The organism is Novosphingobium acidiphilum DSM 19966 (assembly GCF_000429005.1).
GTDB lineage: Bacteria > Pseudomonadota > Alphaproteobacteria > Sphingomonadales > Sphingomonadaceae > Novosphingobium > Novosphingobium acidiphilum.
The window spans coordinates 1-24,945 of sequence record NZ_AUBA01000027.1; the positions used below are offsets into that span (position 1 = coordinate 1).

Below are 24,945 nucleotides of genomic sequence, written 5' to 3' on the forward strand. Positions count from 1 at the left end.
TTTCAGAGACCGATTCACATGATTCCGTCCGACCACACCTGCTAGATCGGCAGGAACCCGAACCCGAAACTGGTAGACGGAGCCGCGAAGCCAAAGACCCCTAACACTCCGATTGTGTGTCAGGTTTGTGCCACAGGGTTTCGAACGATTTCCTGAATGATTTCGATACTTTAAATCAAAATCAGAAGCATCGTTGTGCAACAGCTTTGTGTCACACAAGCCAGAATTTGACGGAATATCGTGTAAAATCATATGCTTGGAGCGGGTAGCGGGAATCGAACCCGCCTAGCTAGCTTGGAAGGCTAGTGCATTACCACTATGCTATACCCGCCCGCAGTGGATGCGCCTTGGCATGGTTGGCGGGGGTTCGTCAATGTCCGGGATAGGCGATCAATGCGTCGACGGTGATGCCGTTGTCGCGCAGCGCCCGGGCGCCGCCCAGGTCGGGCAGGTCGATCACGAACAGCGCGTGGGTCAGCGTGGCGCCGGCCTGGCGCAGCAGCGCGGTGGCGGCAAGCGCGGTGCCGCCGGTGGCGATCAGATCGTCGATCACGATCGTGCGCAGGCCGCAGGAGATGGCCTGGGGATCGATTTCCAAGCGGTCGGTGCCGTATTCCAGCGCATAGTCGATGCCGATGGTGGGCACGGGCAGCTTGCCGGGTTTGCGCACGGGTACAAAGCCGATGCCCAGGTGTGCGGCGACGGCGGCGCCAAAGATAAAGCCGCGCGCCTCGATCCCGGCGATGGCCTGCGCGCCGGCGGCCTGCGCGCGGGTGGCAAGGTGGGCGGTGGTGGCGGCAAAGCCGGGGCCGTGGCTGATCAGCGTGGTGACATCGCGAAACTGTATGCCGGGGCCGGGAAAATCGGGCACTGTGCGGATCAGCGCCTTGATCTGGTCTGGGGTCATCGTGGGTATCCGTTGGTCAACGAAAAAGGCCACCGTTGCCGGTGGCCTTTGGTCGTTTTGTCAGGTGTTGCGCGATCAGTGCTTGTCGGCCCAGATGTTGCGCTTTGACAGATAGGCAAGCGCGGTTGCGGCCAGCAGGAACCCGATCACGGGCCAGCCGGTCTGTTTGCGCTTTTGCATTTCGGGTTCGGCCGTCCAGGTCAGGAACGCAGACACGTCCTTGGCTTCCTGGTCCAGCGTGGCCGGGGTGCCATCGCCATAGGTTACCGCGTTGTCGGCCAGCGGGGGCGGCATCGCGATGTTCAGGTTGGCGAAGTAGGGGTTGTAGTACAGGCCATCCGGGGTCTTGGAATCCGGATACTTCTTGAGCAGCGCTGCGGGCTGATCGGAATAGCCGGTCAGCAGCGAATAGACATAGTGCGCCCCGCCGTGACGCGCCTTGGTGATCAGCGACAGATCCGGCGGATTGCCGGTGCCGGGGTAATAGACCGCCGGAATGTGATCGGCAGGCGTGTTGACGCGTTCGCCGGCATCGCCGGTTTTCTGGTCAAACGTCTTGGCCTTGGTGGTCCATTCCTTGGCAATGGCCTTAACCTCGGCAGGCTTGTAGCCCAGCGCGGAAAGGTTGCGGAACGCGATCTGCTTGAGCGAGTGGCAGTTGTTGCACACTTGCTTGTAGACCTGAAAGCCGCGTTGCAGCTGACGGTTGTCATACGTGCCGAAGGGGCCGTCGAAGGAAAACTTGATGTCTTCCTTGGGGTCCTTGTGGAAATCCTTCACCGCGGTGGAGGGGTCGGGCTCGCGCAATTGCTGTGCCACCCCGACCCCGAAGGACCAGAGGAGCGCAGCGGCGAAGAACAGGCCGATCAGGGGGCCAAAGATGCGGACCATGGCGGTATCTCGCTTTTCTGTTCCGAACCGCTCAGGCGGTCACGGCATCGGTGCCAAGCACGGCTTCGGTGATCGAGAACGGCAGCGGAAGCGGCTTTTCGATCGACGAGACGACGGGCAGGATGACCAGGAAGTGGAGGAAATAGTACGAAGCGGCGATCTGCGAGATCAGCACGTACTTGGTTTCCGCCGGCGAACCGCCGCAGTAGCCCAGGATCAGCGTGTCGATGACCAGCAGATACCAGAACTTGCGGAACAGCGGACGGTAGTGGCCCGAACGCACGGGCGAGGTATCCAGCCAGGGCAGGAAGAACCACACCAGGATCGCCGAGAACATGGCCAGCACGCCCATCAGCTTTGCCGGGATGAACAGGAAATCCACCGTGAACGAGCGCAGGATCGCGTAGAACGGCCAGAAGTACCATTCGGGCACGATGTGTGCGGGCGTCGACATGGCATTGGCGGGGATATAGTTGTCGGGGTGTCCCAGCTGGTTGGGCAGGAAGAACACGAACGTGCAATAGATCAGCAGGAACACGCCCAGCCCGAACCCGTCCTTGGCCGTGTAATACGGGTGGAACGGCACGGTGTCGGATTCGGTCTTGATCTCGACGCCCGTGGGGTTTGACGATCCCGGGATATGCAGCGCCCAGATGTGCAGGATGATCACCGCGGCGATCACGAACGGCAGCAGGAAGTGCAGCGAGAAGAACCGGTTGAGCGCGGCATTGTCGGGTGCGAACCCGCCCAGCAGCCACTGTTGCAGCGGTTCACCCACCAGCGGGATGGCCGAGAACAGGCCGGTGATGACCTTTGCGCCCCAGAAGCTCATCTGGCCCCACGGCAGGACATAGCCCATGAACGCGGTCGCCATCATCAGCAGGAAGATGACCACGCCCAGCAGCCAGATCATTTCGCGCGGCGCCTTGTACGACGAATAGAAGAACCCGCGGAAGATGTGGATATAGACCACCACAAAGAACGCCGAGGCGCCGTTGGCGTGCGCATACCGCAGCATCCAGCCCCAGTTCACATCGCGCATGATGTGTTCGACGCTGTCAAAGGCGATCATCGAATTGGCGGCATAATGCATGGCCAGGATGACGCCGGTGACGATCTGCAGCACCAGGCAGAACCCGGCGAGCACGCCGAAGTTCCACGCATAGTTCAGGTTGCGCGGCACCGGATAGCCGCCGCCGATGGCGTTGTAGACAAAGCGCGGCAAAGGCAGCTTTTGGTCCAGATAGACCATCAGGGGATTTTTTGGCTTGTATTGATTAGCCCAGGGAAAGCTCATGGCCTGTTATCCTTAGCCGATCTGCACGACAGTGTCGGACGTGAATTTGTAGGGCGGCACCTCAAGGTTTTTGGGCGCCGGACCTTTGCGGATGCGCGCGGCGGTGTCGTAGACCGAACCGTGGCACGGGCAGAAATAGCCGCCGAATTCGCCTTTGACCTCTCCCTGGCCGGCACCCAGCGGCACGCAGCCGAGGTGGGTGCATACGCCCATGGTGATCAGCCAGTTGGTCTTGCCCGGCATCGTGCGCTGTTCCAGCGTTTGCGGATCGCGCAGCGTCTTGGGATCGACCTTGTCCGCCTCGGCGATTTCCACCGGGGTCAGATTGCGGACGAACACCGGCTGTTTGCGCCAGATCGCCTTGATCGCCTGGCCCGCGCCGATCGCCGAAATATCGATTTCGGTCGAACTTTCGGCCAGGACGTCGGCCGATGCGCTCATTTGCGAAATCAGCGGTACCAGCACGGCAATTCCGCCGACCCCGGCGAAACTGACTGCGGCGATATTGATGAAATCGCGGCGCCTGACACCATCGTGGGACACATCCGCAGGCGCGTCGATCGTCCCTTCAGCCTTAAGCAGCTCAGCCATTGATAGTCCTTGCCTGATGCCGACCGGTCACGGCCGCATTGCGGAACGCGATCGGTCGCATGATCTCTTGTGCTCCCCGAATGAGGCATTCCAGGTGGTGGAATACCCCATTTTATGTGCGGCTCCGACAGTGATGCACCCAAGGGCAATCACCGCGAAACCCCGCCATTAGGCGCGCGTCATAGACACGAATGCGCGGTTTTGCCAACTGCCATTTTGGTCCTTTGGGGGCGATGCGTACAATCGCGCGCCGGCATGGGGGTCTGAGGTCAAAAACCTGCACCCAACGGCCAATCGGGTGCGGCCAGGCCCATGACCTTGAACAGGGTGCCCATCGCCTGCGGCGCGGCCAGCCGTTGCGCGGCGGCGCGAATCGCCGGTGCCTCGCCGGGGGCAGCGCGGCACAGCGCATCGACCCGCGCGCCCAGCCCCAGCGCGATCAGGAACGCGCCCTGTTCGACGGTGCCCATCCAGCGCGCGCCGGCCGCCTGCGCCACCGCCGGCAGCACCGAAAAATCGACATGCGCGGTCAGATCCGCCTGGCCGGGGTATGCAAACGGATCGACCTTGCGATGCGCGCGCAGCGCCTGCAGCGAACTGCCGTGGGCCATGGCGGTGCGGCCATAATCGATGATCAGCGCCGCGCCGCCCTGTGCGGCGATGCGCCGCGCCAGATCGTCGACCACCGCGGCGGCGGCCGGGCAGGTTTCGATAATGGCGCCTTCGCCGGCATCGGCCAACAGCGGCGGCACGGCGGCATCCATCGGGCGGGGGCCGGCGATGGGCACCAGCCGTTCGCCATCGATCCCGACCATGCGTTCGCGCCAGCCGGCCGCGGTGCGCACCATCTGCCGCACCGGCAGCGCATCGAGAAATTCGTTGGCGACGATCAGCAGTGGTGCATCGTCGGGCAGGCTGCCGGGATCATCGTGCCACACGGCATCGCCGACCAGATCGCGCTGAACGCTGCGCAGCGCGCTGCTGGCTTCGACGAAATGGATCTGCGGGGTCAGGCCGAAACGCTGTGCGGCGCGCAAGGCATCGCGGGCCAGCGTGCCGCGTCCGGGGCCCAGTTCGACATAGTGGACCCTGACAGGCCGTCCGGCACGGTCCCACAGATCGGCCAGCCACAGCCCGATCAGTTCGCCGAACATCTGGCTGATTTCGGGTGCTGTGGTGAAATCCCCGGCGCTGCCCAGCGGATCGCGGCTGTCGTAATACCGTGCGTTGGATTCGGCCATGAACTGCGCCACGCTGATCGGGCCGGTGGCCGCGATCAGTCGGGCGAAACGCGCCTTCAGATCCATCACGATGTCAGGCAGGCAGCGACTGCACGGTCACGGCCAGCGGCGGCCGGCGCAGCGCGCGCACGATCAGCGCCAGGCCGATGGCGATCATCGGCAGGGTCAGCCACTGGCCCATCGACAACCCGGTGGCATGGGCAAAATCCTGCAATTGCGCATCGGGTTCGCGGAAATATTCCACGATGAACCGCGCGCAACCATAGCCGGTGGCAAACGTGCCCATCAACAGCCCCTGGCGCCAGCGCGCGCGGGTCAGCCAGAACAGCGCGATCAGCACGCTGCCCAGGACCAACCCTTCAAGCCCGGCCTCGTACAGCTGGCTGGGGTGGCGCGCGATCGGGCCGGCGCCGGGAAACACCATCGCCCAGGGCACATAGCCGTTTACCGGGCGGCCCCACAGTTCGCCATTGACGAAATTGGCGCAACGGCCAAGGAACAGCCCCACCGGCACGCAGGGTGCGATATAATCGCACACCCGCACGAAATCGAGCCGACCGCGCCACGATACCCAGGCAATCGCCAGCGTGGTGCCGATCAGCCCGCCGTGAAAGCTCATCCCGCCCTGCCAAAGTTTGACCAGATCCTGCGGATGCGTGATCAGATCGGTGTTGTAAAAGATCGCATAGCCCAGCCGACCGCCAATAATGACGCCCAGCGTGGCATAGAAAAACAGGTCTTCGGCATGGCGCTGCGCCATCGGGGCGCCGGGCAGGCGCAATTCGCGCGTGAGGTGCCAATAGGCAAAGATGATCCCCGCCAGATAGGCAAGGCTGTACCATTTTATGGTAAAAAATCCCAGATCGAGCGCGATCGGGGAAAGCCCGAGATGGTCGAAACGCAGCGGCGCATGCGCCGAAGCCAAGGATGCCGCAGCGTCACCCAGCAGCATCAGCAGGTTGGGCACGCCACTGGCGATATAACTGGTCGCACAAGGTGTTGTGACCGATAGTGACAGCACGGGGCGAACTCCTTAAACGTTTCGAATCGGGACCTTTGTTGAAGGGTCCGGACGGCAGATCTCACGCGCGGCCTTCTGGCACAGCGGCGGGGTGCTGTGAACGTGCAAAACAAGAATGGGCAGTGCTGTCGTCCCGCAACGGGGATGGCACGAACTTGCCCCCTTTGGAGATGGTGTCGACAATGAAGACCGAACTGGATCTTGCTCTTTCGCGCGTGATGGACGGTCTTGTGGCACCCGGCGGCATGATGGCGCTGACGTCGCGTCGCCAGTTCGACCGCGACCTGCCGATGATTGCCGCCGCCCCGCCCAGCCTGGCGCATTACTTCGGCTATTTCTGCCAGATGCATGGCGACAAGGAATTCCTGGTCGACGCCGGGGTGCGGCTGACCTTTGCCCAGACCTATGCTGCCGCGCGCACGCTGGCGGGCGGGCTGGTGGCCGGCCATGGCGTAGAGCGCGGCACCCGCGTGGCCATTGCGGCGCGCAATTCGGCCAACTGGGTGGTCGCCTATATGGCGGTGCTGATGGCCGGCGGGGTGGCGGTGCTGCTCAACGGCTGGTCATCGGGCGCAGAACTGGCGCATGGTGTCGATCTGGTCGGATGCCGGCTGGTGCTGGCAGACCGGCAACGCGCCGAACGCCTGGCCGGGCAAAGCCATGGCGCGCACGTCCTGGTGATCGAACACGATTGCGCGCCCGCCCAGGGCCTGGCCGCGCTGTTGGCCAATGGCGGTGATGCGACAGTCGCGTTGCCCGATCTGACCGGCGACGATCTGGCCACGGTGCTGTTCACCTCGGGTTCGACCGGCGCGTCGAAGGGTGCCTATTCCGACCATCGCGGCGTGGTGCAGGGCACGTTCAATTATGTGGCGCAGACCGTGACCGTGCTGGGCATCATGACCGAACGCGGCGAAGCGCCGGCGGCGGATTCGCAGCCGTGCGCGCTGGTCAATGTGCCGCTGTTCCATGTGACCGGCGAAGTGCCCGTGCTGTTGCAGTCGTTCGCGATTGCGCGCAAACTGGTGATCATGGCCAAGTGGGACGCGCGCATGGCGATGGACCTGATCGCGCGCGAACGCGTGACCTATTTCGTCGGCGTGCCGCTGATGAGCTTTGAAATCGCCACCCACCCCGACCGCGACCGGTATGACCTGTCGACCTGCGTCACCTTTGCCGCGGGCGGCGCGCCGCGCCCGGTCGATCATGTCGATCGGATCCGGCGCGAATTGCCCCATGCCTATCCGATCCTGGGCTATGGCCTGACCGAGACCAACGGCGTGGGCTGCGGCAATTTCAACGAGAATTATCTGGCCAAGCCCGGCAGCACCGGAACCGCGTCGCGGCCGCTGGTCGATCTGGCGATCCTTGACGATGACGGACAGCCGCTGGCCAACGGCATGATCGGCGAAGTGTCGATCCGCAGCGTGTGCAATTTTCTGGGCTATTGGGACAATCCCGAAGCCACGCGCGCCGCGATCATGCCCGACGGCTATTTCCGCACCGGCGACCTGGGCTATGTCGACGACGATGGATACCTGTTCATCGTCGATCGCAAAAAGGACATCATTATCCGCGGCGGCGAAAACATCAGCTGCATCGAGGTGGAAAGCGCGATCTATGCCCATCCCGGCATCGCCGAGGCAAGCGTGTTCGGGCTGCCCCACGAACTTTATGGCGAAATCCCGGCGGCGGTCTACCTTGCCAAGCCCGGCGTTGCGCTCGATGCCGAAGCCTTGCGCGCGTTTCTGGCCGAACATATCGCGCCGTTCAAGATCCCCGCGCAATTCTGGCACGTGACCGAGCCCCTGCCGCGCCTGGGTACCGAAAAGGTTGATAAGCGGGCGTTGCGCGAAAAATACCAGCGCGAATGGGCAGAGACTGTAAAATGAACATGCGATAAGGGGGGCATGATGCTTCCCCGGATTGCCAACCAGCGCGCGATCATCGATCGGCGCACGCTTGCCGATGACATCGCAGCGCTGTTCGCTGCGCGGCGCGACAAGGCGCGCCCGGCGATTGTCGACGCGCTGCGCGCCAGCCTGGCCGCGGGGCGCGCCGAGCTGGTGCGGCGGCTGGAACTGCAGCCGTCGCATGGCACCGAATGCGCGCAAGGGCAGGCATTCCTGATCGACCAGCTGGTGCGGGTGATCCACGATCATGTGGTCGCGCAGGTCTATCCTGCGCGCAACCGATCGATGGGTGAACGCATCGCGGTGGTGGCCGTGGGCGGCTATGGCCGGGGCGAAATGGCACCGCATTCGGATGTCGACATTGCCTTTGTCACCCCGATCAAGCCGACGTCATGGTGCGAACAGGTGATCGAGGCGATCTTGTATTTCCTGTGGGATCTGGGGCTGAAGGTCGGCCATTCGAGCCGGTCGCTCGATGAAGTGGTGCGCCAGGCCAAAGCCGACGTGACGATCCGCACCGCGCTGCTGGAAGGCCGCTATGTGTGGGGCGACCGGCCCCTGTACGAAGAGGCGCAGCGTCGGTTCTGGGTCGATGTTGCCGCCGGCACCGAGCGGCAATTTGTCGAACAGAAGCTGGCCGAACGCAACCAGCGGCACAAACGCCTGGGCGACAGCCGCTATGTCGTCGAACCCAATGTGAAAGAGGGCAAGGGCGGCCTGCGCGATCTGCACGCGCTGTACTGGATCGGCAAATATATCCACAAGGTGCGCGATCCTTCGGAACTGGTCGACGTCGGCTTGTTGACCGGGCTGGAATACCGCGCGTTCCGCCGGGCCGAAAACTTTTTCTGGGCGGTGCGCTGCCACCTGCACATGATCACCAACCGGCCCGAAGACCGGCTGACGTTTGATCTGCAACGCGAAGTGGCGCTGCGGATGAATTTTGCCGACCGGCCGGGCAAGAGCGCGGTCGAACGCTTCATGCAGATGTTCTTTCTCCACGCGCGGCAGGTGGGATCGCTGACCGGCGTATTTCTGGCCCAGCTGGATGACCAGTGGGCGACGCAGCGGCTGGGCTTTTTTGCCAAGTTGCGCGCACGGCGCCGCGCCGGGCGCAAGATCGGTGCCTTTGCGGTGATTGCCGACAAAGTGGCGGCGGACAGCGACGACTTCTTTGCAAAAGACCCGGTCCGCCTGATCGAACTGTTCCATGTGGCCGACCGCGAAGGCATGGAAATCCATCCCGAAACCATGCGCCAGGCGCATCGCGATGCCGGGCTGATCGATCCTGCGGTGCGCCGTGATCCGCGTGCCAACCAGCTGTTCATGGATATCCTGACCAGCCGCCGCGATCCTGAAACGGTGTTGCGCTGGATGAGCGAGGCGGGCGTGTTCGGCCGCTTCATTCTGGATTTCGGGCGTGTGGTCGCGCAGATGCAGTTCGATATGTACCACCACTATACGGTGGACGAACATACCATCCGCGCGATCGGCCTGCTGGCGCGGATCGAACGTGGCGATGAACGCGATCTGCACCCGCTGGCGACATCGGTGATGGGCCAGATCGTGTCGCGCCGGGTGCTTTATGTCGCCACGTTGCTGCACGACATCGCCAAAGGGCGCCGCGGCGATCATTCGGTGCTGGGCGCCGAGGTCGCGATGAAGCTGTGCCCGCGTCTGGGATTGAGCCCGGCGGAAACCGAAATGGTCGCCTGGCTGGTGCGTTGGCATCTGCTGATGAGCGCGACCGCGTTCAAGCGCGATCTGGCCGATTACAAGACCATCGCCGATTTTGCAGGACAAGTGCAAAGCGTCGAACGGCTGCGGCTGCTGCTGGTCTTGACGATTGTCGATATCCGCGCGGTTGGCCCCGGCATCTGGAATTCGTGGAAACGGCAATTGCTGGGCGATCTGTACATTGCCGCGCACGAAATGCTGCGTCTGGGGCACAAGCAATATGGCCGCGCCGAACGCATCGCCGCCAAAAAGCGCGCGGTCGCCACGATCCTGAAAGAGCGCGATGCGCTGATCGGTACGGTCGGGCGGCAGTTGATCGACGCCTACTGGATTGCCGAACCCGAAGACATCATCGCGATGAACCTGCAACAGTTGGATATTGCGCTGGATGAACCGCTGTCGGTCGAGGCGCGGTATTATTCCGCGCGCGGCGCGACACTGGTGACGGTGATCGCCGCCGACCACCCGGGGCTGTTCTACCGCATTGCCGGCGGCATCCATCTGGCAGGCGGCAATATCATCGATGCGCGCATTCACACCGCGCGCAACGGCGTGGCGGTCGACAATTTCCTGGTGCAGGATCCGCTGGGCCGGCCATTGAACGAGGACAGCCAGATCGCCCGGCTGAAAACCGCGATTGCCGATGCCCTGGCCAACAAGGTCCAGCTGTCGCCCAGGCTGGCCGCGCGCCCGCTGGCCAGGCCCCGTGCCGAAGCGTTCGAAGTGCATCCGATCGCGATTTTCGACAACGCCGCGTCCGACCGGTTTACCGTGATCGAGGTCGGTGCGCTCGATCGCCCGGCACTGCTCAGCCGGCTGGCCCGCGCGCTGTTCGAGGCGCAGCTGATCGTTCATTCGGCGCATATCGCGACGTATGGCGAACGCGCGGTCGACACGTTCTATGTGACCGATGTGCTGGGCAGCAAAGTGACCGAAGAGGTGCGGCTGCGCGCGATCGAACGCCGGCTGATCGAGGCGGCCGGCGACAGCACGATCAAGGCCGCTGCGTGACATTTGCAATGCCGCTGACCATGGGTACCATCGCGCAATGACCGAGGCGCGGTATCTGTCGGGATCGATTCTGCTGGCGATGCCGGGCATGGGCGATGCGCGGTTCGATCATGCGGTGATCGCAATGTGCGTGCATGACGCCAATGGCGCGCTGGGCATCGGCGTGGGGGCAATTCTGCCGGGCGTTACGTTGCACGGATTGCTTGACGATGTCGGCATCGATCGGGGCACGGTGCCCGATGCACCGATCCATGCGGGTGGGCCGGTCGAACCGCAACGCGGATTTGTCCTGCACAGCCCCGAATGGGCCGGACCGGGCACTTTGCCGGTTTCAGACGAATGGAACCTGTCGGCCTCGCTCGAAGTGCTGCGCGCGATTGCCGAGGCGCGGGGCCCCGCACACTGGGTGGTCGCACTGGGCTATGCCGGATGGGGCGCGGGCCAGCTGGACGGCGAAATGCGCCAGCACGGCTGGCATGCCGCCGCGGGCCGCGCCGCGATCCTGTTCGACACGCCCGTCGCAGCGCGCTGGCGCACCACGTGGCAGGCCGAAGGGATCGATCCGGCGCATCTGGTGGCGGCGACCGGACGCGCCTGAGCGTCGGGCGCACGGTCCGGAACCCATGCGTGCCGCGGTGTCGTTATCGCTGCAGCCGCGCCAGCGCCTCGTCGCGCCCGATCAGCGGCAGCAGTGCCTTCATGTCGGGCCCGTGGTCCAGCCCGGTCAACGCCTGGCGCAGCGGCATGAACAGCATTTTGCCCTTGCGGCCGGTGGTTTCCTTCAGCGCGGTGGTCAGCGCGGTCCACGGGTCGGCGGCCCAGTCAAGCGTGGCGGCGAGGGCCGCAGCTGCCGTCAGAAATTCGCGGGTTTCAGCATCGCAATCGGGCGCCGTGATCGGCCCCTTGATCACTTGCCACCAGTCGGCAGCCTCGGCCACGCGCGTCAGATTGGGGCGGATCGCCAGCCAGGTTGCCTGATCCATCCCGGCAGGCAGGCGGTCGGCGACGCGCGCAAAGGCCAGGCGATGGATCACCCCGGCGCTGATCCGTTCGAGCTCGGCGTCGTCGAACCGCGCAGGCGCACGGCCAAAGCGCGACAGGTCGAACGCGGCGGCCAGCTGGCCTGCATCAAGTGTGGCATCGACCGGGTCAGCCGTGCCCAGCCGGGCCAGCAGCGCCACGATGGCTTCGGGCTCTATCCCCGCCTCGCGCAGATCGGCCATGCCCAGCGCGCCCAGCCGTTTCGACAGCTTGCCCTCTGCGCCGGTCAGCAGCGCGGCATGGGCAAATTTCGGCACTGGCGCGCCCAGTGCAGTGAACATCTGCACCTGGGTGGCGGTGTTCGACACGTGATCTTCGCCGCGCAGCACGTCGGTCACGCCCATGTCGATATCGTCGATCACGCTGGGCAGCATGTAAAGCCATGACCCATCGGCACGGCGCACCACCGGATCGGACATCTGGCGCGAGTCGAAGTGCTGCGCACCGCGGATCGCGTCATCCCACGCGATCGGCGTGTCGTGATCGAGCAGAAACCGCCAGTGCGGTGCATCGCCAGCGGCCGCGCGCGCGGCATGATCGGCCTCGGTCAGGGCCAGCGCGGCCCGGTCATAAATCGGCGGCAACCCGCGCGACAACAGCACCTTGCGCCGCAGGTCGAGTTCGGCTTGCGTTTCATAGCAGCGATAGACGCGGCCTGCCGCAATCAGGCGGTCCATTGCCGACTGGTATACGGCAAAGCGCGCCGACTGACGTTCCTCGGCATCGGGATGCAGCCCCAGCCAGGCCAGATCGGCGCGGATCGCCACGACATGCTCTTCGCGGCTGCGCGCGGCATCGGTGTCATCGATGCGCAGCAGGAATTTGCCCGCGTTGCGGCGCGCCAGCAGCCAGTTGTGCAGCGCGGTGCGGATGTTGCCGACATGCAGGCGGCCGGTGGGCGAAGGGGCAAAGCGGGTCACGACAGTCATGCCCGGTGCTATAGCGGCTTGATGATCGTGCGCCAGTGGGGGTGTTGCGTGGGGCGCGTGCATGTGTAGTCTGGTTGCAACCGGAACCTTTTTGCGAAAGCTGGAAACGATGTCATTGCGCGCCCTTGCCTGCTCGATGCTTGCCCTTGCCGTGGCGCTGCCCGCGCAGGCCGAACCCGGCGCGGACCCGGCGATCGCCAGGATCATCGACGAAGGCCTGCAGCGCAGCGAAGTGATGACCAATGCGTCGGCGCTGTTCGATGGTATCGGGGCGCGCCTGACTCATTCGGAAAACCAGCAAAAGGCGCAGAAATGGGCGATCGCGCTGCTCAAAAGCTATGGTCTGGCCAATGTCCACGAAGAACCGTTCTATTTCGGCCTGGGCTGGAATCTCGACAGCTATGCCGTCAGCATGGTCACCCCGCGCAGGCTGCCGCTGACCGTGATCCCGGTGGCATGGTCGCCGCCGACCGAAGGTACACTGACCGCACCGGTGATCGTCGCGCCGATGTCGAAGGACGAACATCTGGCACAGTGGAAGGGCAAACTGGCGGGCAAGATCGTGCTGGTATCGATGCCGGGGGAAACCAGCGAAAGCAAAGAGGGGCTGTTTCAGCGGTATTCGGACAAGGACATTGCCGAACTCGATCACTATGACGCGCCCAATTTCGACCCGCTGAAAAAACCGCGCTGGCTCAAAGTCCTGCCCTTTGCCGAGCGCCTGGCGGCCTTTGCCAAAGCCGAAGGTGCCGTGGCAATCGTGACCAAGGCCTATCGCGATGGCAAGCTGGTGTCGGGCGAAGGCTATGCCTATCAGCCGGGCCATACCCTGGCGCTGCCCACGGTGCAGATGGCGCAAGAGGATTATCGCCGGCTGGTGCGGCTGGCGGCTACCGGCCCGGCCCCGCAATTGAGCGTGGCGGTGGCCGCGCGCTATGACGACAAGAATCTGTATGCCACCAACATCATTGCCGAAATTCCGGGCACCGACCCCAAGGCCGGGGTGATCATGGCCGGCGCGCATTTCGACAGCTGGATCGCGGGCGACGGCGCCAGCGACAATGGCGCCGGCTCGGTCGCGCTGATCGAGGCGGCACGCCTGATCCAGAAATTGGGCACCAAGCCGCGCCGCACCATCCGCATCGCGCTGTGGAGCGGCGAGGAACAGGGCGAACTGGGCAGCCTGGCCTATGTCAGCCAGCATTTCGCATCGCGCCCGGTCGATCCCAAGCTGGTGGGATTTATGGCCGAAGATGCGTGGACCAAGGCCTTTCCGATCACGCCCAAGCCCGAATACGGCACGCTGAAAGCCTATTTCAACGTCGACAACGGATCGGGCAAAGTGCGCGGGATCTATACCGAGGGCAATGCCGGGGTGAACGGCCTGCTCGGCGAATGGCTGGCGCCATTCAAGTCGATGGGCGCCGGTGCGCTGGTCGCCAGCAGGACCCATGGCACCGATCATGAAAAGTACCAGGCGGTCGGCCTGCCGGGGTACCAGTTCATCCAGGATCCGCTCGATTACGAAACCCGCGTCCACCATTCCACGCTCGACACGCTCGACCACATGCGCGCCGACGACATGCGCCAGATCAGCGTGGTGTGGGCCGGCGTGCTGTGGCAGGCGGCGACCAGCGACAAGGAACTGCCGCGCCAGCCGCTGCCCGCGCAGCCGGTCCCGACCGACCCGTTCAAGGTGGCCGACCCGGACGACTGATCACCAACAGCCGCGCGGATCGCCCCGCGCGCAAGGCAGACAGGGCGATCTGCGGTGCGCGTGGGGGGTGGCCTGGTCTAGCGCCGCGATGCAATCCACGCGTCGACCTGTTGATCCAGCACCGCCAGCGGCACCGATCCGCTGCCGACCACCAGATCATTGAACCCGCGCATGTCGAATTTCGCGCCCAGCGCATCCCTGGCCTTTTGCCGCAGCGCCATGATCCGGATCATGCCGATCTTGTAACCGGTGGCCTGGCCCGGCAGCGTGATATAGCGGCGCACTTCGGATCGCGCGCCCTCGGGCGGTTCGTGGCCGTTGGCGATCATGTAGGCCACGGCCTTGTCCTCGGACCAGCCTTGCGCATGCAGGCCGGTGTCTACCACCAGCCGCGCCGCCCGGAACAGTTCGCCGTCCAGCCGTTTCAGCTCGGACGCGGCATCGGGATAGACCCCCATTTCGTGGCACAGTTCTTCGGCGTAAAGCGCCCAGCCTTCGCTGAACGCGACATAGCCATAGCCCTTGCGAAACATCGGCGTGCCGGTCTGGCGCACCTGGATGTCGCCCTGCAACAGATGGCCGGGAATGCCTTCGTGGCACATCAGATCGGCCAGCGCCGCTTCGCTGTCGGTGGTGCCCAGCATGTGCAGAAACACCCGGCCCGGGCGTTTGCCGTCGGGGCTGGCAAAGCTGGCATGCGCCGCACCGCCGGCCACTTCGCTGAACGCGGGTTCGCGGATCACTTCGGTGCCATAGGCGGGCCGATTGCCGAAAAAGTCCGCCAGCCTGGTGCGGTTGGCGTTGACGATGGCATTGGCGCGCGCCAGGCGCGCGGCGCGGCGCGCATCGGTCCACGGCACCGGTGGATCGATCTGGTCAAGATGCGCGTGCATCGCGGCTTCGTCGGCAAATCCGGCCTGACGCGCCAGCGCGTTTTCCTCGGCCAGGATGCGCGCCACTTCGGCCAGGCCGGTCTGGTGGATCGTGGCGGCATCAAGATCGGTGGTGGTGTTCAGTTTCAATGCTGCGGCATACCACGCGGCGCCGTTGGGCAAGGACCCCGCGCCGACCACGCCCGATGGCGCGGTGGGCAACTGGTCCTGCCCCCAGGCGATGATGCGGGTGTACGGCGCGGCCAGCGCGGCAATCGCGGCGCGGGCTTCACCGCGCAGGCCATCGGCGGTGGCGGCATCGACTTTTCCGGCAGTCTGCAGCTGCGCGATCTTTGCCTGCGCGTCGGCCCACAGCGGTGAATCGGCCGCGCTGTCGAACGGCGCACCGGTGATCAGGCTGCGCGACCCTGCGATCACGCGTTCCACTTCGAATTTGGGTGCGACGATGCCTTGTGCCGCCGACAGCCGGGTCTGCGCGATTGCGGTGTCGAGCACGCCGGGCATCGCGCGCAGCCGCGCGATATACCCCTTCATGTCGTCGACATCGGCCACCCGGTGGGTGTTGATCAGAAAATCGGGCAATGCCGCGTGGGTCGAATAGAGGAACGAATAGAACGGCGGCTGATAGCGCCGAAACGCATATTGCAGTTCCGCCCGGTCAAGCTCCAGCGCCCAGATGGCGTAGTTGGCGCGCGCGCGCGCGGACAAGCGCGCAGGGTCAAACGCGGCCTTCATCCGTGCAACGCTGCCGCGGCGCCATTCCAGCCGGGCCAGCATCGCGGCGTCGCTGATATCGTCCAGCCGGTCTTCGCCCGCCTTCAGCCCCAGCCGCGTGGCCAGCTGCGGCCGCATCGTCAGTTCGGTGGCGAATTCGGCATCGAGAAACGCGGTCAGCCGCGCATCGTCGTCTGCCTGCACTTGTGCCGCCGGGGCGGCGATCACGGGCAGGGGGGCCGCGCCGCACAACAGGCCGATGGCAAACAAAGTTGGTCGTATCGAACGCATGGGCGTGTCTCCGGAATTGTCAGGCGGTTCTGAACCCGTGGGTAATCGGATAGCGGCGGTCACGGCCGAAATTGCGCGTGCCAAGCTTCACCCCGGGGGGCGCCTGGCGGCGTTTGTATTCGGCCAGGTGGAGCAGGCGCTCGATGCGCTCGACCGTGGCGCGGTCCTGCCCTTCGGCAACGATCTGGTCGACGCTGCGTTCCTGTTCGATCAGGTCATGGAGGATCGCATCGAGCACTGCATAGTCGGGCAGCGAATCCGAATCCTTCTGGTCGGGGCGCAATTCGGCACTTGGCGGCTTGGTCATGATCCGCTGCGGCATGACCGGGCCATCGGGGCCCAGGCCGATTTTGGGGCGTGCGGTGTTGCGCCATTGGGAAATGGCAAAGACCGTGGTCTTGTACGCGTCCTTCAACGGGTTGTAGCCGCCGTTCATGTCGCCATAGATCGTGGCATAGCCCACGCTCATTTCGCTCTTGTTGCCGGTGGTGATCAACATCGGCCCGAACTTGTTCGACAGCGCCATCAGCGTGGTACCGCGGATACGCGATTGCAGGTTCTCCTCGGTGATGTCGGGCGTACGCCCGGCAAAGACCGGGGCCAGCATTTCGGAAAAACCCGTGACTGCGGGTTCGATCGGGATGGTGTCGAGCCTGGTGCCGAGCATCGCGGCACAGCCGGCGGCATCTTCCAGGCTTTCATCGCTGGTATAGCGGCTGGGCAGCATCACGCACCACACCCGTTCTGCGCCCAGCGCATCGACCGCGATCGCAGCGGTGATCGCCGAATCGATCCCGCCCGACAGACCCAGCACGACGCCGGGAAAGCGATTCTTGTTCACATAATCGCGCAAGGCCAGGACCATCGCGCAATAGATGTCTTCGGGATGTTCGGCCAGGTCGTGCACGTCGCCGGGGCCACAGCGCCAGCGGTGGCTGCTGCCCACTTGCACCCGGTTCCATTCGGTACGGATCACCGCCTCTTCCCAATCGGGGGCCTGGATCCACAGCGCGCCTTCGGGGCCGACGACAAAGCTGGCGCCGTCGAACACCACTTCATCCTGCCCGCCGACGCGGTTGACATAGGCCAGCGGAATGCCGGTATCGATCGCGCGGCGCTTGGCCACACCATCGATGCGCAAGACGTCCTTGTCGATTTCATAGGGGCTGCCGTTGACGCACAGGAAGATTTCCGCGCCCAGCCCGGCCAGATGGCGGCAGACATCGGGATGCCAGATGTCTTCGCAGATCGGCAGGCCCAGCATCACCCCCTTGAACAGCACCGGTTCGGGCAGCGGGCCGGGCAGAAAATAGCGCTTTTCATCAAACGTGCCGTAATTGGGCAATTCGTACTTGAACCGCACCGCCGCGATCCGCCCGCCTTCGAGCAGCGCGACCCCGTTGTGAAGCGCGCCATCGCGGACGAACACGCTGCCCACCAGCAGCGCCGGGCCGCCATCGCCGGTTTCGGCCGCCAAGGCTTCGAGTTCGTGCGCGGCACGCGCGATCAGCGCGGGTTTCTGGATCAGATCCTCGGGGGGATAGCCGACCAGGTGCATTTCGGGAAAGACGATCAGATCGCTGTCCATTGCCTGGGCCCGCACGCGGCGCACCGAGGCGGCGTTTGCGGCAAGATCACCGACATTCTGGTTCAACTGGGCGAGGGTAATGATCAATCGGTCTGCCATGGGGCATGTCCTACGCGGCAAATATGGTCGGCATCAAGCGCTGTCCACCGCTGGGTGGTCCCGCCTGTGTTGCAAAGCTGTCATCATGGGTTAAGGCCGCGGCGAACAGGCCGCTCCTTGATTCGCCACTTTGCGGGCCATGGTGCGGCTGCAACACCCGGCAACAGGGTGGAACAAAGACCGGTCAGCTAGGGACGAAAGCGAAGCAACCCATGAAGATCATGTCGGGCAACGGCAATCTGCCGCTCGCGCGGGCCATTGCGGCCTATCTCGAACTGCCCCTGACCGAGGCATCGGTGCGGCGCTTTGCCGACGAGGAAGTGTTCGTCGAAATCCACGAAAACGTTCGCGGCGAAGACGTGTTCATCGTGCAGTCGACCAGCTTTCCCGCCAACGACAACCTGCTCGAACTGCTGATCTGCATCGATGCGCTGCGCCGTGCCTCGGCCAGGCGGATCACCGCGGTGGTGCCCTATTTCGGCTATGCCCGGCAGGACCGCAAACCCGGGCCGCGCACGCCGATCTCGGCCAAACTGGTCGCCAATCTGATCACCACGGCAGGGGCCGACCGCGTCCTGGCGGTCGATCTGCACGCCGGGCAGATCCAGGGTTTCTTCGACATCCCCACCGACAACCTGTTTGCAGCACCGGTCATGGCCGCCGATATCCAGACACGCTATGGCGGCGAAGGGCTGATGGTGGTTTCGCCCGACGTTGGCGGCGTGGTGCGCGCCCGCGCGCTGGCCAAACGGCTGGACAACGCGCCGCTGGCCATCGTCGACAAACGGCGCGATCGCCCGGGCCAGTCCGAAGTCATGAATATCATCGGCGAAGTCCGCGGCCGGATGTGCATCCTGATCGATGATATCATCGATTCGGGCGGTACCTTGTGCAACGCGGCGCAGGCGCTGATGGACGCAGGCGCGGCCGGCGTGGCCGCCTATATCACCCATGGCGTGCTGTCGGGCGGCGCGGTGGCACGTGTCGGCAATTCGGCGCTGAAGGAACTGGTCATCACCGATTCGATCCTGCCCACCGAAGCGACACGCAATTGCGACCGCATCCGCCTGCTGACGATCGCCCCGCTGATCGGCGAAGCGGTGCGCCGCATCGCGGACGAAAGCTCGGTCAGCTCGCTGTTCGACTAGAATTTGCGCGTCCTGAGGGTTGCGCTTTCAGATGGCCTGTACCGCGCCCCGGCCCAGCACCCTGTCAAACCATGGCGGGGCCTGACCGGGCGCCAGGCGCTCGAGCATTTCCAGCCGGCGTGACTGGCGGGTTTCCAGGCACAGCGTCATCAATGGCTGTGGCCGCGCAACGAACTGCCGCGGGCTCATCCCGATCAGCGCGGTGAAATCGCGGATCAGGTGGCTTTGGTCGTAATAGCGCAGCATCAGCTCTTCGGCTTCATCGCTGTCGGCCACCCCGCGCAAATGGCTGGCCATGTCGAGCGCGCGGGCGCGGCGCAGCACCTGTTTGGGCGGGATGCCGAAATCGCGCCGGACAATGCGTTCCAGCCGCTTGATCTCGATGCCATAGGCATCGGCACATTGGGCCACCGAAACCGACGGATCGGCATAGCCCGCGCGTTCGAACCAGGCGCTGACCGGATCGGGCGGCAATGCACCGCACTGGTCAATCCGGGCGCGCAACGCGTCTTCCATGCAACGGCACCATTCCTCAGGCCCCGCCTCGGGGTCGAACAGCGCGATCCAGTCCCCGGTCGGGATGCCGATCTGTGCCGGATCGGTTAGCCTGTCGAGCATGGCGTGCTCGGTCATGCCGCCCAGCACGCGCACCGCGCCAGGGCAGAACGTGACGCCGGCGCTGGTAAAGCTGCCGCGCACTTCGATCGGCATGCGCCGCGCGTTGGGGCCGAACAGAAAACCGCCACGGCCGCTGCTGATCGGTCCGTCGGCGCTATCGGCCATCCAGTCGCCAGCCAGCTGGATGCGCAGCACCGGATCTTCGCAAAACAGGCCGCACGACAGGACGTGGCTTTCGGGTGCTGCCACGATCGAGACATAAACCCGTGCGATCCACGGTGCCAGATCGGGCGCGGGCGCGCGGCTGTAGGACAAGGGTTGTCCGTCGCGGGCCACCGCGCTGCGCGCCGCCAGGCTGCGATTGAGGGCAGGCATCTGCGCACGGTTCATTGTTCGGATGCTGCCCCCAGTTTCCCTTAGGATATATACTGATCAATACCCGATGGGATGGTCAAGGTGCGTTCTGTCAGAATCACGTTATTTTGGTGAAATTTTCCAATGTGGTACAATTGTGCAATGAAATGACGGGTGCAGCGCATTGGCTTGACCTGACGGGCACCGGTTGTCATGCGTTTTGGCCATGAAACTCGATGCTGAAATCGCCCTCGCTCACCGCCTTGCCGATGCGGCAGGCGCCGCCATCCGACCGCATTTTCGCGCCGCGGGGTTCGAACGCAAGGGTGACAAGACACCGGTGACCGCCGCCGATCGCGCCGCTGAACAGGCCATGCGCGCCATTCTGGCCGCCGAGATGCCAGCCGATGGCGTGATTGGCGAGGAATTCGGCGTGGCCGAGGGCACATCGGGGCGCAGTTGGGTGCTCGATCCGATCGATGGCACCACCGGGTTTGTCGCCGGACGTCCGCTGTTCGGCACACTGATAGCACTTGTGGTCGACGGGTTCCCGGTGCTGGGCGTGATCGACCAGCCGATTTTGAAGGAACGCTGGGTCGGGGTGATCGGACAGCCGACGCTGTTCAACGGGCAGGCCGTGCGTACGCGGTCATGCGCTGCACTGGCCGAAGCGGCCATCGCCACCACCGGCCCGCATTATTTCAGCGATCATGACGGCGAACATTTCATGGCGCTGGCCGCACAGACCGACCACAAGCGCATGGTGATGGGGGGCGACTGCTACAACTATGCCATGCTCGCCAGCGGGCATCTCGATGTGGTGTGCGAATCCAATCTGAAGATCTACGACTGGGCCGCGCTGGTGCCCGTGGTTGAAGGCGCGGGCGGCGTGATGGCCGATTGGCACGGCGATCCGTTGTGCCAGGGATCAAGCGGCCATGTGCTGGCGCTGGGCGATGCGGCGAGGCTGGACGATGTGGTCGAAGCGCTGGCCTGCGGGCATTGATCCAAACCGACGCTTGATGTGCTGGACACAGGCAGTGCATGCAATGATACAACCGATTTGATGGGGGACCCGATGCCACTGCGCCGCGCGATTGCCGTTCTTGCCGCCACCGCCCTGATCGCGATTGCGCCCGCCGCATTTGCCAAAACCGTGGTGGTGCGTGCCGCTCACATGGTCGACGTCATCGGGCAGAAACGCATCGATGATGCGCAAGTGGTGATCGTCGATGGGCGGATCAGCGCTGTCGGGCACAAGGGCGATGCGGTTCCTGCAGGCGCCACTGTCATCGATCTGGGGGCGCGCACGCTGTTGCCCGGCCTGATCGACATGCATGTCCATCTGACCAGCGATCCCCGGTTCAGCGGCTATACCAGCCTGCAGTTCACCGACCAGTTCAGCACCGTGGTGGGCGTTGCCAATGCGCGTCGCACGCTCGACGCGGGGTTCACCACGGTGCGCAATGTCGGGTCCGACGGATTTGCCGATGTCGCGTTGCGTCAGGCCATCGAACAGGGTGAAATCACCGGCCCGCGTATTGTGACCGCGACCTATGCGCTGGGCGCCACCGGGGGGCATTGCGACACCACCGAATTGCCGCCTTCGCTCGACAGGCAATGGCCCAACATTGCCAATTCGCCCGAGGAATTCCGCGCGCTGGTGCGCAAGATGCACAAGTACGGCGCGCAAGTGATCAAGATCTGCGCCACCGGCGGCGTCCTGTCCAAGGGCGATGCCGTCGGCGCGCAGCAGATGACGTTCGATGAAATGAAGGCGGTGGCGGACGAGGCGCATATGCTGGGGCTGCGCGTTGCGGCGCATGCGCACGGCACCGAAGGCATCAACAGCGCGCTGCGCGCCGGTATCGACACGATCGAACACGCAAGCCTGGCCGACGACACCAGCTTTCGCCTGGCGCGCGAAAAGGGCGCCGCGCTCGACATGGATATCTACGACGACGACTATATCCTGGCCGAAGGCGCCAGCAACGGCGTGTTTCCCGAAAGTCTCGACAAGGAACGCGTGATCGGCCGCAAACAGCGCGAAACATTCCGCGCCGCGCATGCCGCAGGCGTAACGCTGCTGTTCGGCACCGATGCCGGGGTCTATCCCAACGGCGACAACGCCAGGCAGTTCGCCAAAATGGTCGAATGGGGCATGACCCCGATCGAGGCGATTACCGCGGCCACCGCAACCGCAGCAAAATACCTTGACCGCACCGCCGATGTCGGCGCGATTGCCACGGGGCGTTATGGCGATCTGATCGCGGTCGAGGGCGATCCGCTGACCGACGTGCGCGTGCTGGAACATCCGGTGTTCGTGATGAAGGGTGGCGAAGTGGTGAAGGATGCCCCGGGGTTGCATTGACCACGCCGCCTCGCTAATCCGGCGCGCACATCAAGAGTCGGGCGCAACCCCGACGCCAACCTGCCGGCAACCGGGCAAGGTGGCGCCTTTCGGCAACGAAAGGGATGTGGCCGCAGCGGCAACCCAACGGCGCCAATGCCCGCAGTCCTGACATTGCCGATCGCGCTCCTCCCGGCTGCCGCCGACCCAAGGACTGCCCGTGCCGATCCGCATTGCCGACAATCTGCCCGCCCGCCGCACGCTCGAAGCCGAAGGCGTGATCGTGATGAGCGAGAGCGAGGCCGCGCGGCAGGACATCCGCCCGTTGCGCATCGCGCTGCTGAACCTGATGCCCGACAAGATCACCACCGAAACGCAGATCGCGCGGGTGCTGGGGGCATCGCCGCTGCAGGTGGAACTGGAACTGCTGCGCATTTCGGACCACGTCAGCCGGAACACCGCCGCCGGGCACATCGCCGAATTCTACCGGCCGTGGAGCGATGTCGGCCATGACAAGTTTGACGGGCTGATCGTGACCGGCGCGCCGGTGGAAACGATACCCTTTGCCGACGTCACCTATTGGGATGAACTGGCGCGCATTTTCGACTGGAGCCAGACGCATGTCCATCACACGCTGACCTTGTGCTGGGGGGCAATGGCGGCGCTGTATCACTTTCACGGGGTCGACAAGCATGCGCTTGCGGCCAAGGCATCGGGCGTGTTTGCGCATTGGAACCGCGCGCCCGCCACCCCGTGGATGCGCGGGCTGCCCGACCGGTTCGATGTGCCGGTGTCGCGCTGGAGCGAAGTGCGCGAACGCGATCTGCCGCAGGACCGCGGCCTGGCCGTGCTGGCCCACAGCGACGAGGCGGGGTTGTGCCTGATCGACGATCCGGCGCACCGGTCGCTGCACATGCTGAACCACCTAGAATACGACACGCTGACACTGGCGGGCGAATATGCGCGCGATCGGGGCGTCTATGTGCCCGCGCATTATTTCCCGGGCGATGACCCCACCGCGCGCCCGATCAACACCTGGCGCGGCGCCGGGCACATCCTGTTCGGCAACTGGATCAACCAGGTCTACCAGACCACGCCGTTCGACCGCAGCCTGATCGGTGTCGAGAGCATGATGCGATAAGCAAGAATCGCGTCATGCTCCAAGAGTCTTTTTCTAGCGCGGCGCGCCATAGCGATTGTCGCCCGGGGTGCCTTTGCGCACCAGCAGATAGACCAGCCCGCCCAGGCTGGCGAGATAGGCCAGGTTGATCGCAAACACGCGCAGGAACGCGCTCGGATCGACGTTCGTCGTGGACATCATCGGCACGGCGTCGCGCATGTGCGCCATGCCGATCACCATCAGCAGCGCCGGGATCCAGGCGACGAAGCCGGGCATGCCACTGTCGTGCAGGCGCCGCGTTATGGCCGCGCCCAGCAGGACGATGACCATGATCAGGCTGATCGTGTTGACGGTCACCGCCATGTCGAAAAACTGCTTGAACATCGCCGGATCGATCGGCGGTCCACCGGGGCCGCTGTTGATCGTGACCTGGAATCCGCCCGCGCCGCTGTCCACATGGGTCTGGTCGGGATGCGCCCTGGCAAAGGCGATGATCCGCGGCGCCATCTGCGCCATCGCGACCAGCGCGCCGATCATGCTCAACGCCATCGACGCACCGACGACCAGCCCGGCAAAGGGCCAGAACAGCGCCGGATTGTCGCGCCCGCGGAATTGCGTCAGGTGGGTCAGGGCGTGGCGCAGCGATGCGAACAGCATGGGCGTGGCTTTCAATAAAGGCCCGACCACACGTACCGATTTGGCGGTTGCGCGGCAATGGTGGCTTGCCTTTGCGGGTGAAGCTGCCTAAGGGCCCGCCTTCATCCGGCACGCCGCATGAGATTCGCCTGGCCATCAGGGCTGCCACGGCGGGTTCAGGCTGCCCGAAACCAGGAGACGAAAATGCCCAAGCTCAAGACCAAGAGCGGTGTGAAGAAACGCTTCAAGATCACCGCCAACGGCAAGGTCAAGCATGGTGTGGCCGGCAAGCGCCACCGTTTGATCAGCCACAACGCCAAGTACATCCGTCAGAACCGCGGCACTGAAGTGATTTCCGATGCAGATGCAAAGGTGATCAAGAAGTGGGCGCCCTACGGGCTCAACTGAGGAGACTGACCGATGTCCCGTATCAAGCGCGGTACGACCACGCGTACCAAACACAAGCGTCTTCTTGAACAGGCGAAGGGCTATCGCGGCCGTCGCAAGAACACGATTCGCGTTGCCCGTCAGGCCGTCGAAAAGGCCGGCCAGTACGCGTATCGCGATCGCAAGGTCAAAAAGCGTACCTTCCGTGCCCTGTGGATCCAGCGCATCAACGCTGCGGTTCGCGCCGAAGGCCTGACCTATTCGCAGTTCATCCACGGCACCAAGCTGGCCGGGATCGAACTCGATCGCAAGTCGATGGCCGATCTGGCGATGAACGAAGGCGGTATCTTTACCACCATCATCGCACAGGCGAAGGCAGCTCTGCCGGCTGTCTGATCGCATCCGGACGATTGCACGCATTTAAGGGGCGCCGTCCGCAAGGACGGCGCCC

22 protein-coding genes, 1 tRNA gene and 1 riboswitch are annotated in these 24,945 nt (G+C 64.4%); of the genes, 10 read left to right on the forward strand and 13 right to left on the reverse strand.

Annotation, left to right across the window (positions count from 1 at the left end; translation table 11 throughout):
- The 8 genes from G404_RS21030 to lgt form a co-directional block, all read right to left on the reverse strand.
- Positions 1-252: DUF6538 domain-containing protein (locus G404_RS21030; RefSeq protein WP_425411656.1), on the reverse strand; the 252-nt coding region annotated here is incomplete at its 3' end.
- 5 nt (positions 253-257) lie between these two features.
- Positions 258-331, reverse strand: a tRNA-Gly gene (locus tag G404_RS0116590).
- A gap of 39 nt (positions 332-370) precedes the next feature.
- The gene (locus G404_RS0116595) at positions 371-907 is read right to left on the reverse strand and encodes an adenine phosphoribosyltransferase (RefSeq protein WP_028642060.1); all 537 of its coding nucleotides are present in this window, start codon (positions 905-907) and stop codon (positions 371-373) included.
- Between the two features lie 75 nt (positions 908-982).
- Positions 983-1,798: a cytochrome c1 gene (locus G404_RS0116600; RefSeq protein ID WP_028642061.1), complete on the reverse strand. Its 816-nt coding sequence runs from the start codon at positions 1,796-1,798 to the stop codon at positions 983-985.
- A 31-nt stretch (positions 1,799-1,829) separates the two neighbouring features.
- Positions 1,830-3,095 carry a cytochrome b gene (locus tag G404_RS0116605; RefSeq protein ID WP_028642062.1) on the reverse strand — a complete coding sequence of 422 codons (1,266 nt, stop codon included), beginning with the start codon at positions 3,093-3,095 and terminating at the stop codon, positions 1,830-1,832.
- A gap of 12 nt (positions 3,096-3,107) precedes the next feature.
- The gene (gene petA, locus G404_RS0116610; protein ID WP_051280904.1) at positions 3,108-3,686 is read right to left on the reverse strand and encodes a ubiquinol-cytochrome c reductase iron-sulfur subunit; all 579 of its coding nucleotides are present in this window, start codon (positions 3,684-3,686) and stop codon (positions 3,108-3,110) included.
- Between the two features lie 269 nt (positions 3,687-3,955).
- The gene (locus G404_RS0116615) at positions 3,956-4,993 is read right to left on the reverse strand and encodes a class I SAM-dependent methyltransferase (RefSeq protein WP_036521867.1); all 1,038 of its coding nucleotides are present in this window, start codon (positions 4,991-4,993) and stop codon (positions 3,956-3,958) included.
- 7 nt (positions 4,994-5,000) lie between these two features.
- Positions 5,001-5,879, reverse strand: a complete 879-nt coding sequence (gene lgt, locus G404_RS0116620) for a prolipoprotein diacylglyceryl transferase (protein ID WP_028642065.1) — start codon at positions 5,877-5,879, stop codon at positions 5,001-5,003.
- A 251-nt stretch (positions 5,880-6,130) separates the two neighbouring features.
- On the opposite strand from lgt, the gene G404_RS0116625 reads away from it, so the two are divergent.
- From G404_RS0116625 to G404_RS0116635, 3 genes are read left to right on the forward strand one after another with little or no spacing between them, the layout of a single operon-like run.
- Positions 6,131-7,840: a class I adenylate-forming enzyme family protein gene (locus G404_RS0116625; RefSeq protein WP_028642066.1), complete on the forward strand. Its 1,710-nt coding sequence runs from the start codon at positions 6,131-6,133 to the stop codon at positions 7,838-7,840.
- 18 nt (positions 7,841-7,858) lie between these two features.
- Complete coding sequence (locus tag G404_RS0116630) at positions 7,859-10,609, forward strand: [protein-PII] uridylyltransferase (protein ID WP_028642067.1); 2,751 nt, start codon at positions 7,859-7,861, stop codon at positions 10,607-10,609.
- A 37-nt stretch (positions 10,610-10,646) separates the two neighbouring features.
- Positions 10,647-11,207 (forward strand): YqgE/AlgH family protein, encoded by a 561-nt coding sequence (locus tag G404_RS0116635; RefSeq protein ID WP_028642068.1) that lies wholly within the window; start codon positions 10,647-10,649, stop codon positions 11,205-11,207.
- 43 nt (positions 11,208-11,250) lie between these two features.
- Here G404_RS0116635 and gltX read toward each other — a convergent pair whose 3' ends face one another.
- On the reverse strand, positions 11,251-12,579 hold the full coding sequence (gene gltX / locus G404_RS0116640) for a glutamate--tRNA ligase (RefSeq protein WP_028642069.1): 1,329 nt from the start codon (positions 12,577-12,579) through the stop codon (positions 11,251-11,253).
- 109 nt (positions 12,580-12,688) lie between these two features.
- On the opposite strand from gltX, the gene G404_RS0116645 reads away from it, so the two are divergent.
- Positions 12,689-14,296, forward strand: coding sequence for a M20/M25/M40 family metallo-hydrolase (locus G404_RS0116645; protein WP_156906354.1), 1,608 nt, complete (start codon positions 12,689-12,691; stop codon positions 14,294-14,296).
- 77 nt (positions 14,297-14,373) lie between these two features.
- Here the strand turns inward: G404_RS0116645 and G404_RS0116650 are convergent, their stop codons facing one another.
- Both G404_RS0116650 and G404_RS0116655 read right to left on the reverse strand, forming a co-directional pair.
- On the reverse strand, positions 14,374-16,131 hold the full coding sequence (locus G404_RS0116650; protein ID WP_169719732.1) for a DUF885 domain-containing protein: 1,758 nt from the start codon (positions 16,129-16,131) through the stop codon (positions 14,374-14,376).
- Between the two features lie 82 nt (positions 16,132-16,213).
- Positions 16,214-17,881, reverse strand: a complete 1,668-nt coding sequence (locus G404_RS0116655; protein WP_028642072.1) for an NAD+ synthase — start codon at positions 17,879-17,881, stop codon at positions 16,214-16,216.
- Positions 17,882-18,093: 212 nt separating this feature from the next.
- On the opposite strand from G404_RS0116655, the gene G404_RS0116660 reads away from it, so the two are divergent.
- Positions 18,094-19,029 (forward strand): ribose-phosphate pyrophosphokinase, encoded by a 936-nt coding sequence (locus G404_RS0116660; RefSeq protein ID WP_028642073.1) that lies wholly within the window; start codon positions 18,094-18,096, stop codon positions 19,027-19,029.
- 27 nt (positions 19,030-19,056) lie between these two features.
- Here G404_RS0116660 and G404_RS19565 read toward each other — a convergent pair whose 3' ends face one another.
- Positions 19,057-20,022, reverse strand: a complete 966-nt coding sequence (locus G404_RS19565) for a helix-turn-helix domain-containing protein (RefSeq protein ID WP_245584577.1) — start codon at positions 20,020-20,022, stop codon at positions 19,057-19,059.
- Between the two features lie 205 nt (positions 20,023-20,227).
- Here G404_RS19565 and hisN point away from each other — a divergent pair, with 205 nt between their 5' ends.
- The 3 genes from hisN to G404_RS0116680 all read left to right on the forward strand — a co-directional run bounded on the left by hisN (position 20,228) and on the right by G404_RS0116680 (position 23,492).
- Positions 20,228-21,007 (forward strand): histidinol-phosphatase, encoded by a 780-nt coding sequence (gene hisN, locus G404_RS0116670; RefSeq protein ID WP_028642074.1) that lies wholly within the window; start codon positions 20,228-20,230, stop codon positions 21,005-21,007.
- A gap of 72 nt (positions 21,008-21,079) precedes the next feature.
- Positions 21,080-22,372, forward strand: a complete 1,293-nt coding sequence (locus G404_RS0116675; protein WP_028642075.1) for a Xaa-Pro dipeptidase — start codon at positions 21,080-21,082, stop codon at positions 22,370-22,372.
- A 22-nt stretch (positions 22,373-22,394) separates the two neighbouring features.
- Positions 22,395-22,509, forward strand: a riboswitch (SAM-I-IV-variant riboswitch).
- A gap of 62 nt (positions 22,510-22,571) precedes the next feature.
- Positions 22,572-23,492, forward strand: a complete 921-nt coding sequence (locus G404_RS0116680; protein WP_028642076.1) for a homoserine O-succinyltransferase — start codon at positions 22,572-22,574, stop codon at positions 23,490-23,492.
- A 33-nt stretch (positions 23,493-23,525) separates the two neighbouring features.
- On the opposite strand, the gene G404_RS0116685 is transcribed toward G404_RS0116680, so the two are convergent.
- Complete coding sequence (locus tag G404_RS0116685) at positions 23,526-24,128, reverse strand: DUF805 domain-containing protein (protein ID WP_028642077.1); 603 nt, start codon at positions 24,126-24,128, stop codon at positions 23,526-23,528.
- 183 nt (positions 24,129-24,311) lie between these two features.
- On the opposite strand from G404_RS0116685, the gene rpmI reads away from it, so the two are divergent.
- Complete coding sequence (gene rpmI, locus G404_RS0116690; RefSeq protein WP_028642078.1) at positions 24,312-24,515, forward strand: 50S ribosomal protein L35; 204 nt, start codon at positions 24,312-24,314, stop codon at positions 24,513-24,515.
- A 12-nt stretch (positions 24,516-24,527) separates the two neighbouring features.
- Positions 24,528-24,890 (forward strand): 50S ribosomal protein L20, encoded by a 363-nt coding sequence (gene rplT, locus G404_RS0116695; protein WP_028642079.1) that lies wholly within the window; start codon positions 24,528-24,530, stop codon positions 24,888-24,890.
- The last annotated feature ends 55 nt before the right edge of the window (positions 24,891-24,945 follow it).

Coding starts and splice junctions, on each gene's coding strand:
- G404_RS0116595 (WP_028642060.1), bottom strand. CDS start 907: ATGACCCCAGACCAGATCAAGGCGCTGATCCGCACAGTGCCCGATTTT.
- G404_RS0116600 (WP_028642061.1), bottom strand. CDS start 1,798: ATGGTCCGCATCTTTGGCCCCCTGATCGGCCTGTTCTTCGCCGCTGCG.
- G404_RS0116605 (WP_028642062.1), bottom strand. CDS start 3,095: ATGAGCTTTCCCTGGGCTAATCAATACAAGCCAAAAAATCCCCTGATG.
- petA (WP_051280904.1), bottom strand. CDS start 3,686: ATGGCTGAGCTGCTTAAGGCTGAAGGGACGATCGACGCGCCTGCGGAT.
- G404_RS0116615 (WP_036521867.1), bottom strand. CDS start 4,993: ATGGATCTGAAGGCGCGTTTCGCCCGACTGATCGCGGCCACCGGCCCG.
- lgt (WP_028642065.1), bottom strand. CDS start 5,879: ATGCTGCTGGGTGACGCTGCGGCATCCTTGGCTTCGGCGCATGCGCCG.
- G404_RS0116625 (WP_028642066.1), top strand. CDS start 6,131: ATGAAGACCGAACTGGATCTTGCTCTTTCGCGCGTGATGGACGGTCTT.
- G404_RS0116630 (WP_028642067.1), top strand. CDS start 7,859: ATGATGCTTCCCCGGATTGCCAACCAGCGCGCGATCATCGATCGGCGC.
- G404_RS0116635 (WP_028642068.1), top strand. CDS start 10,647: ATGACCGAGGCGCGGTATCTGTCGGGATCGATTCTGCTGGCGATGCCG.
- gltX (WP_028642069.1), bottom strand. CDS start 12,579: ATGACTGTCGTGACCCGCTTTGCCCCTTCGCCCACCGGCCGCCTGCAT.
- G404_RS0116645 (WP_156906354.1), top strand. CDS start 12,689: ATGTCATTGCGCGCCCTTGCCTGCTCGATGCTTGCCCTTGCCGTGGCG.
- G404_RS0116655 (WP_028642072.1), bottom strand. CDS start 17,881: ATGGCAGACCGATTGATCATTACCCTCGCCCAGTTGAACCAGAATGTC.
- G404_RS0116660 (WP_028642073.1), top strand. CDS start 18,094: ATGAAGATCATGTCGGGCAACGGCAATCTGCCGCTCGCGCGGGCCATT.
- G404_RS19565 (WP_245584577.1), bottom strand. CDS start 20,022: ATGCCTGCCCTCAATCGCAGCCTGGCGGCGCGCAGCGCGGTGGCCCGC.
- hisN (WP_028642074.1), top strand. CDS start 20,228: ATGAAACTCGATGCTGAAATCGCCCTCGCTCACCGCCTTGCCGATGCG.
- G404_RS0116675 (WP_028642075.1), top strand. CDS start 21,080: ATGCCACTGCGCCGCGCGATTGCCGTTCTTGCCGCCACCGCCCTGATC.
- G404_RS0116685 (WP_028642077.1), bottom strand. CDS start 24,128: ATGCTGTTCGCATCGCTGCGCCACGCCCTGACCCACCTGACGCAATTC.
- rpmI (WP_028642078.1), top strand. CDS start 24,312: ATGCCCAAGCTCAAGACCAAGAGCGGTGTGAAGAAACGCTTCAAGATC.
- rplT (WP_028642079.1), top strand. CDS start 24,528: ATGTCCCGTATCAAGCGCGGTACGACCACGCGTACCAAACACAAGCGT.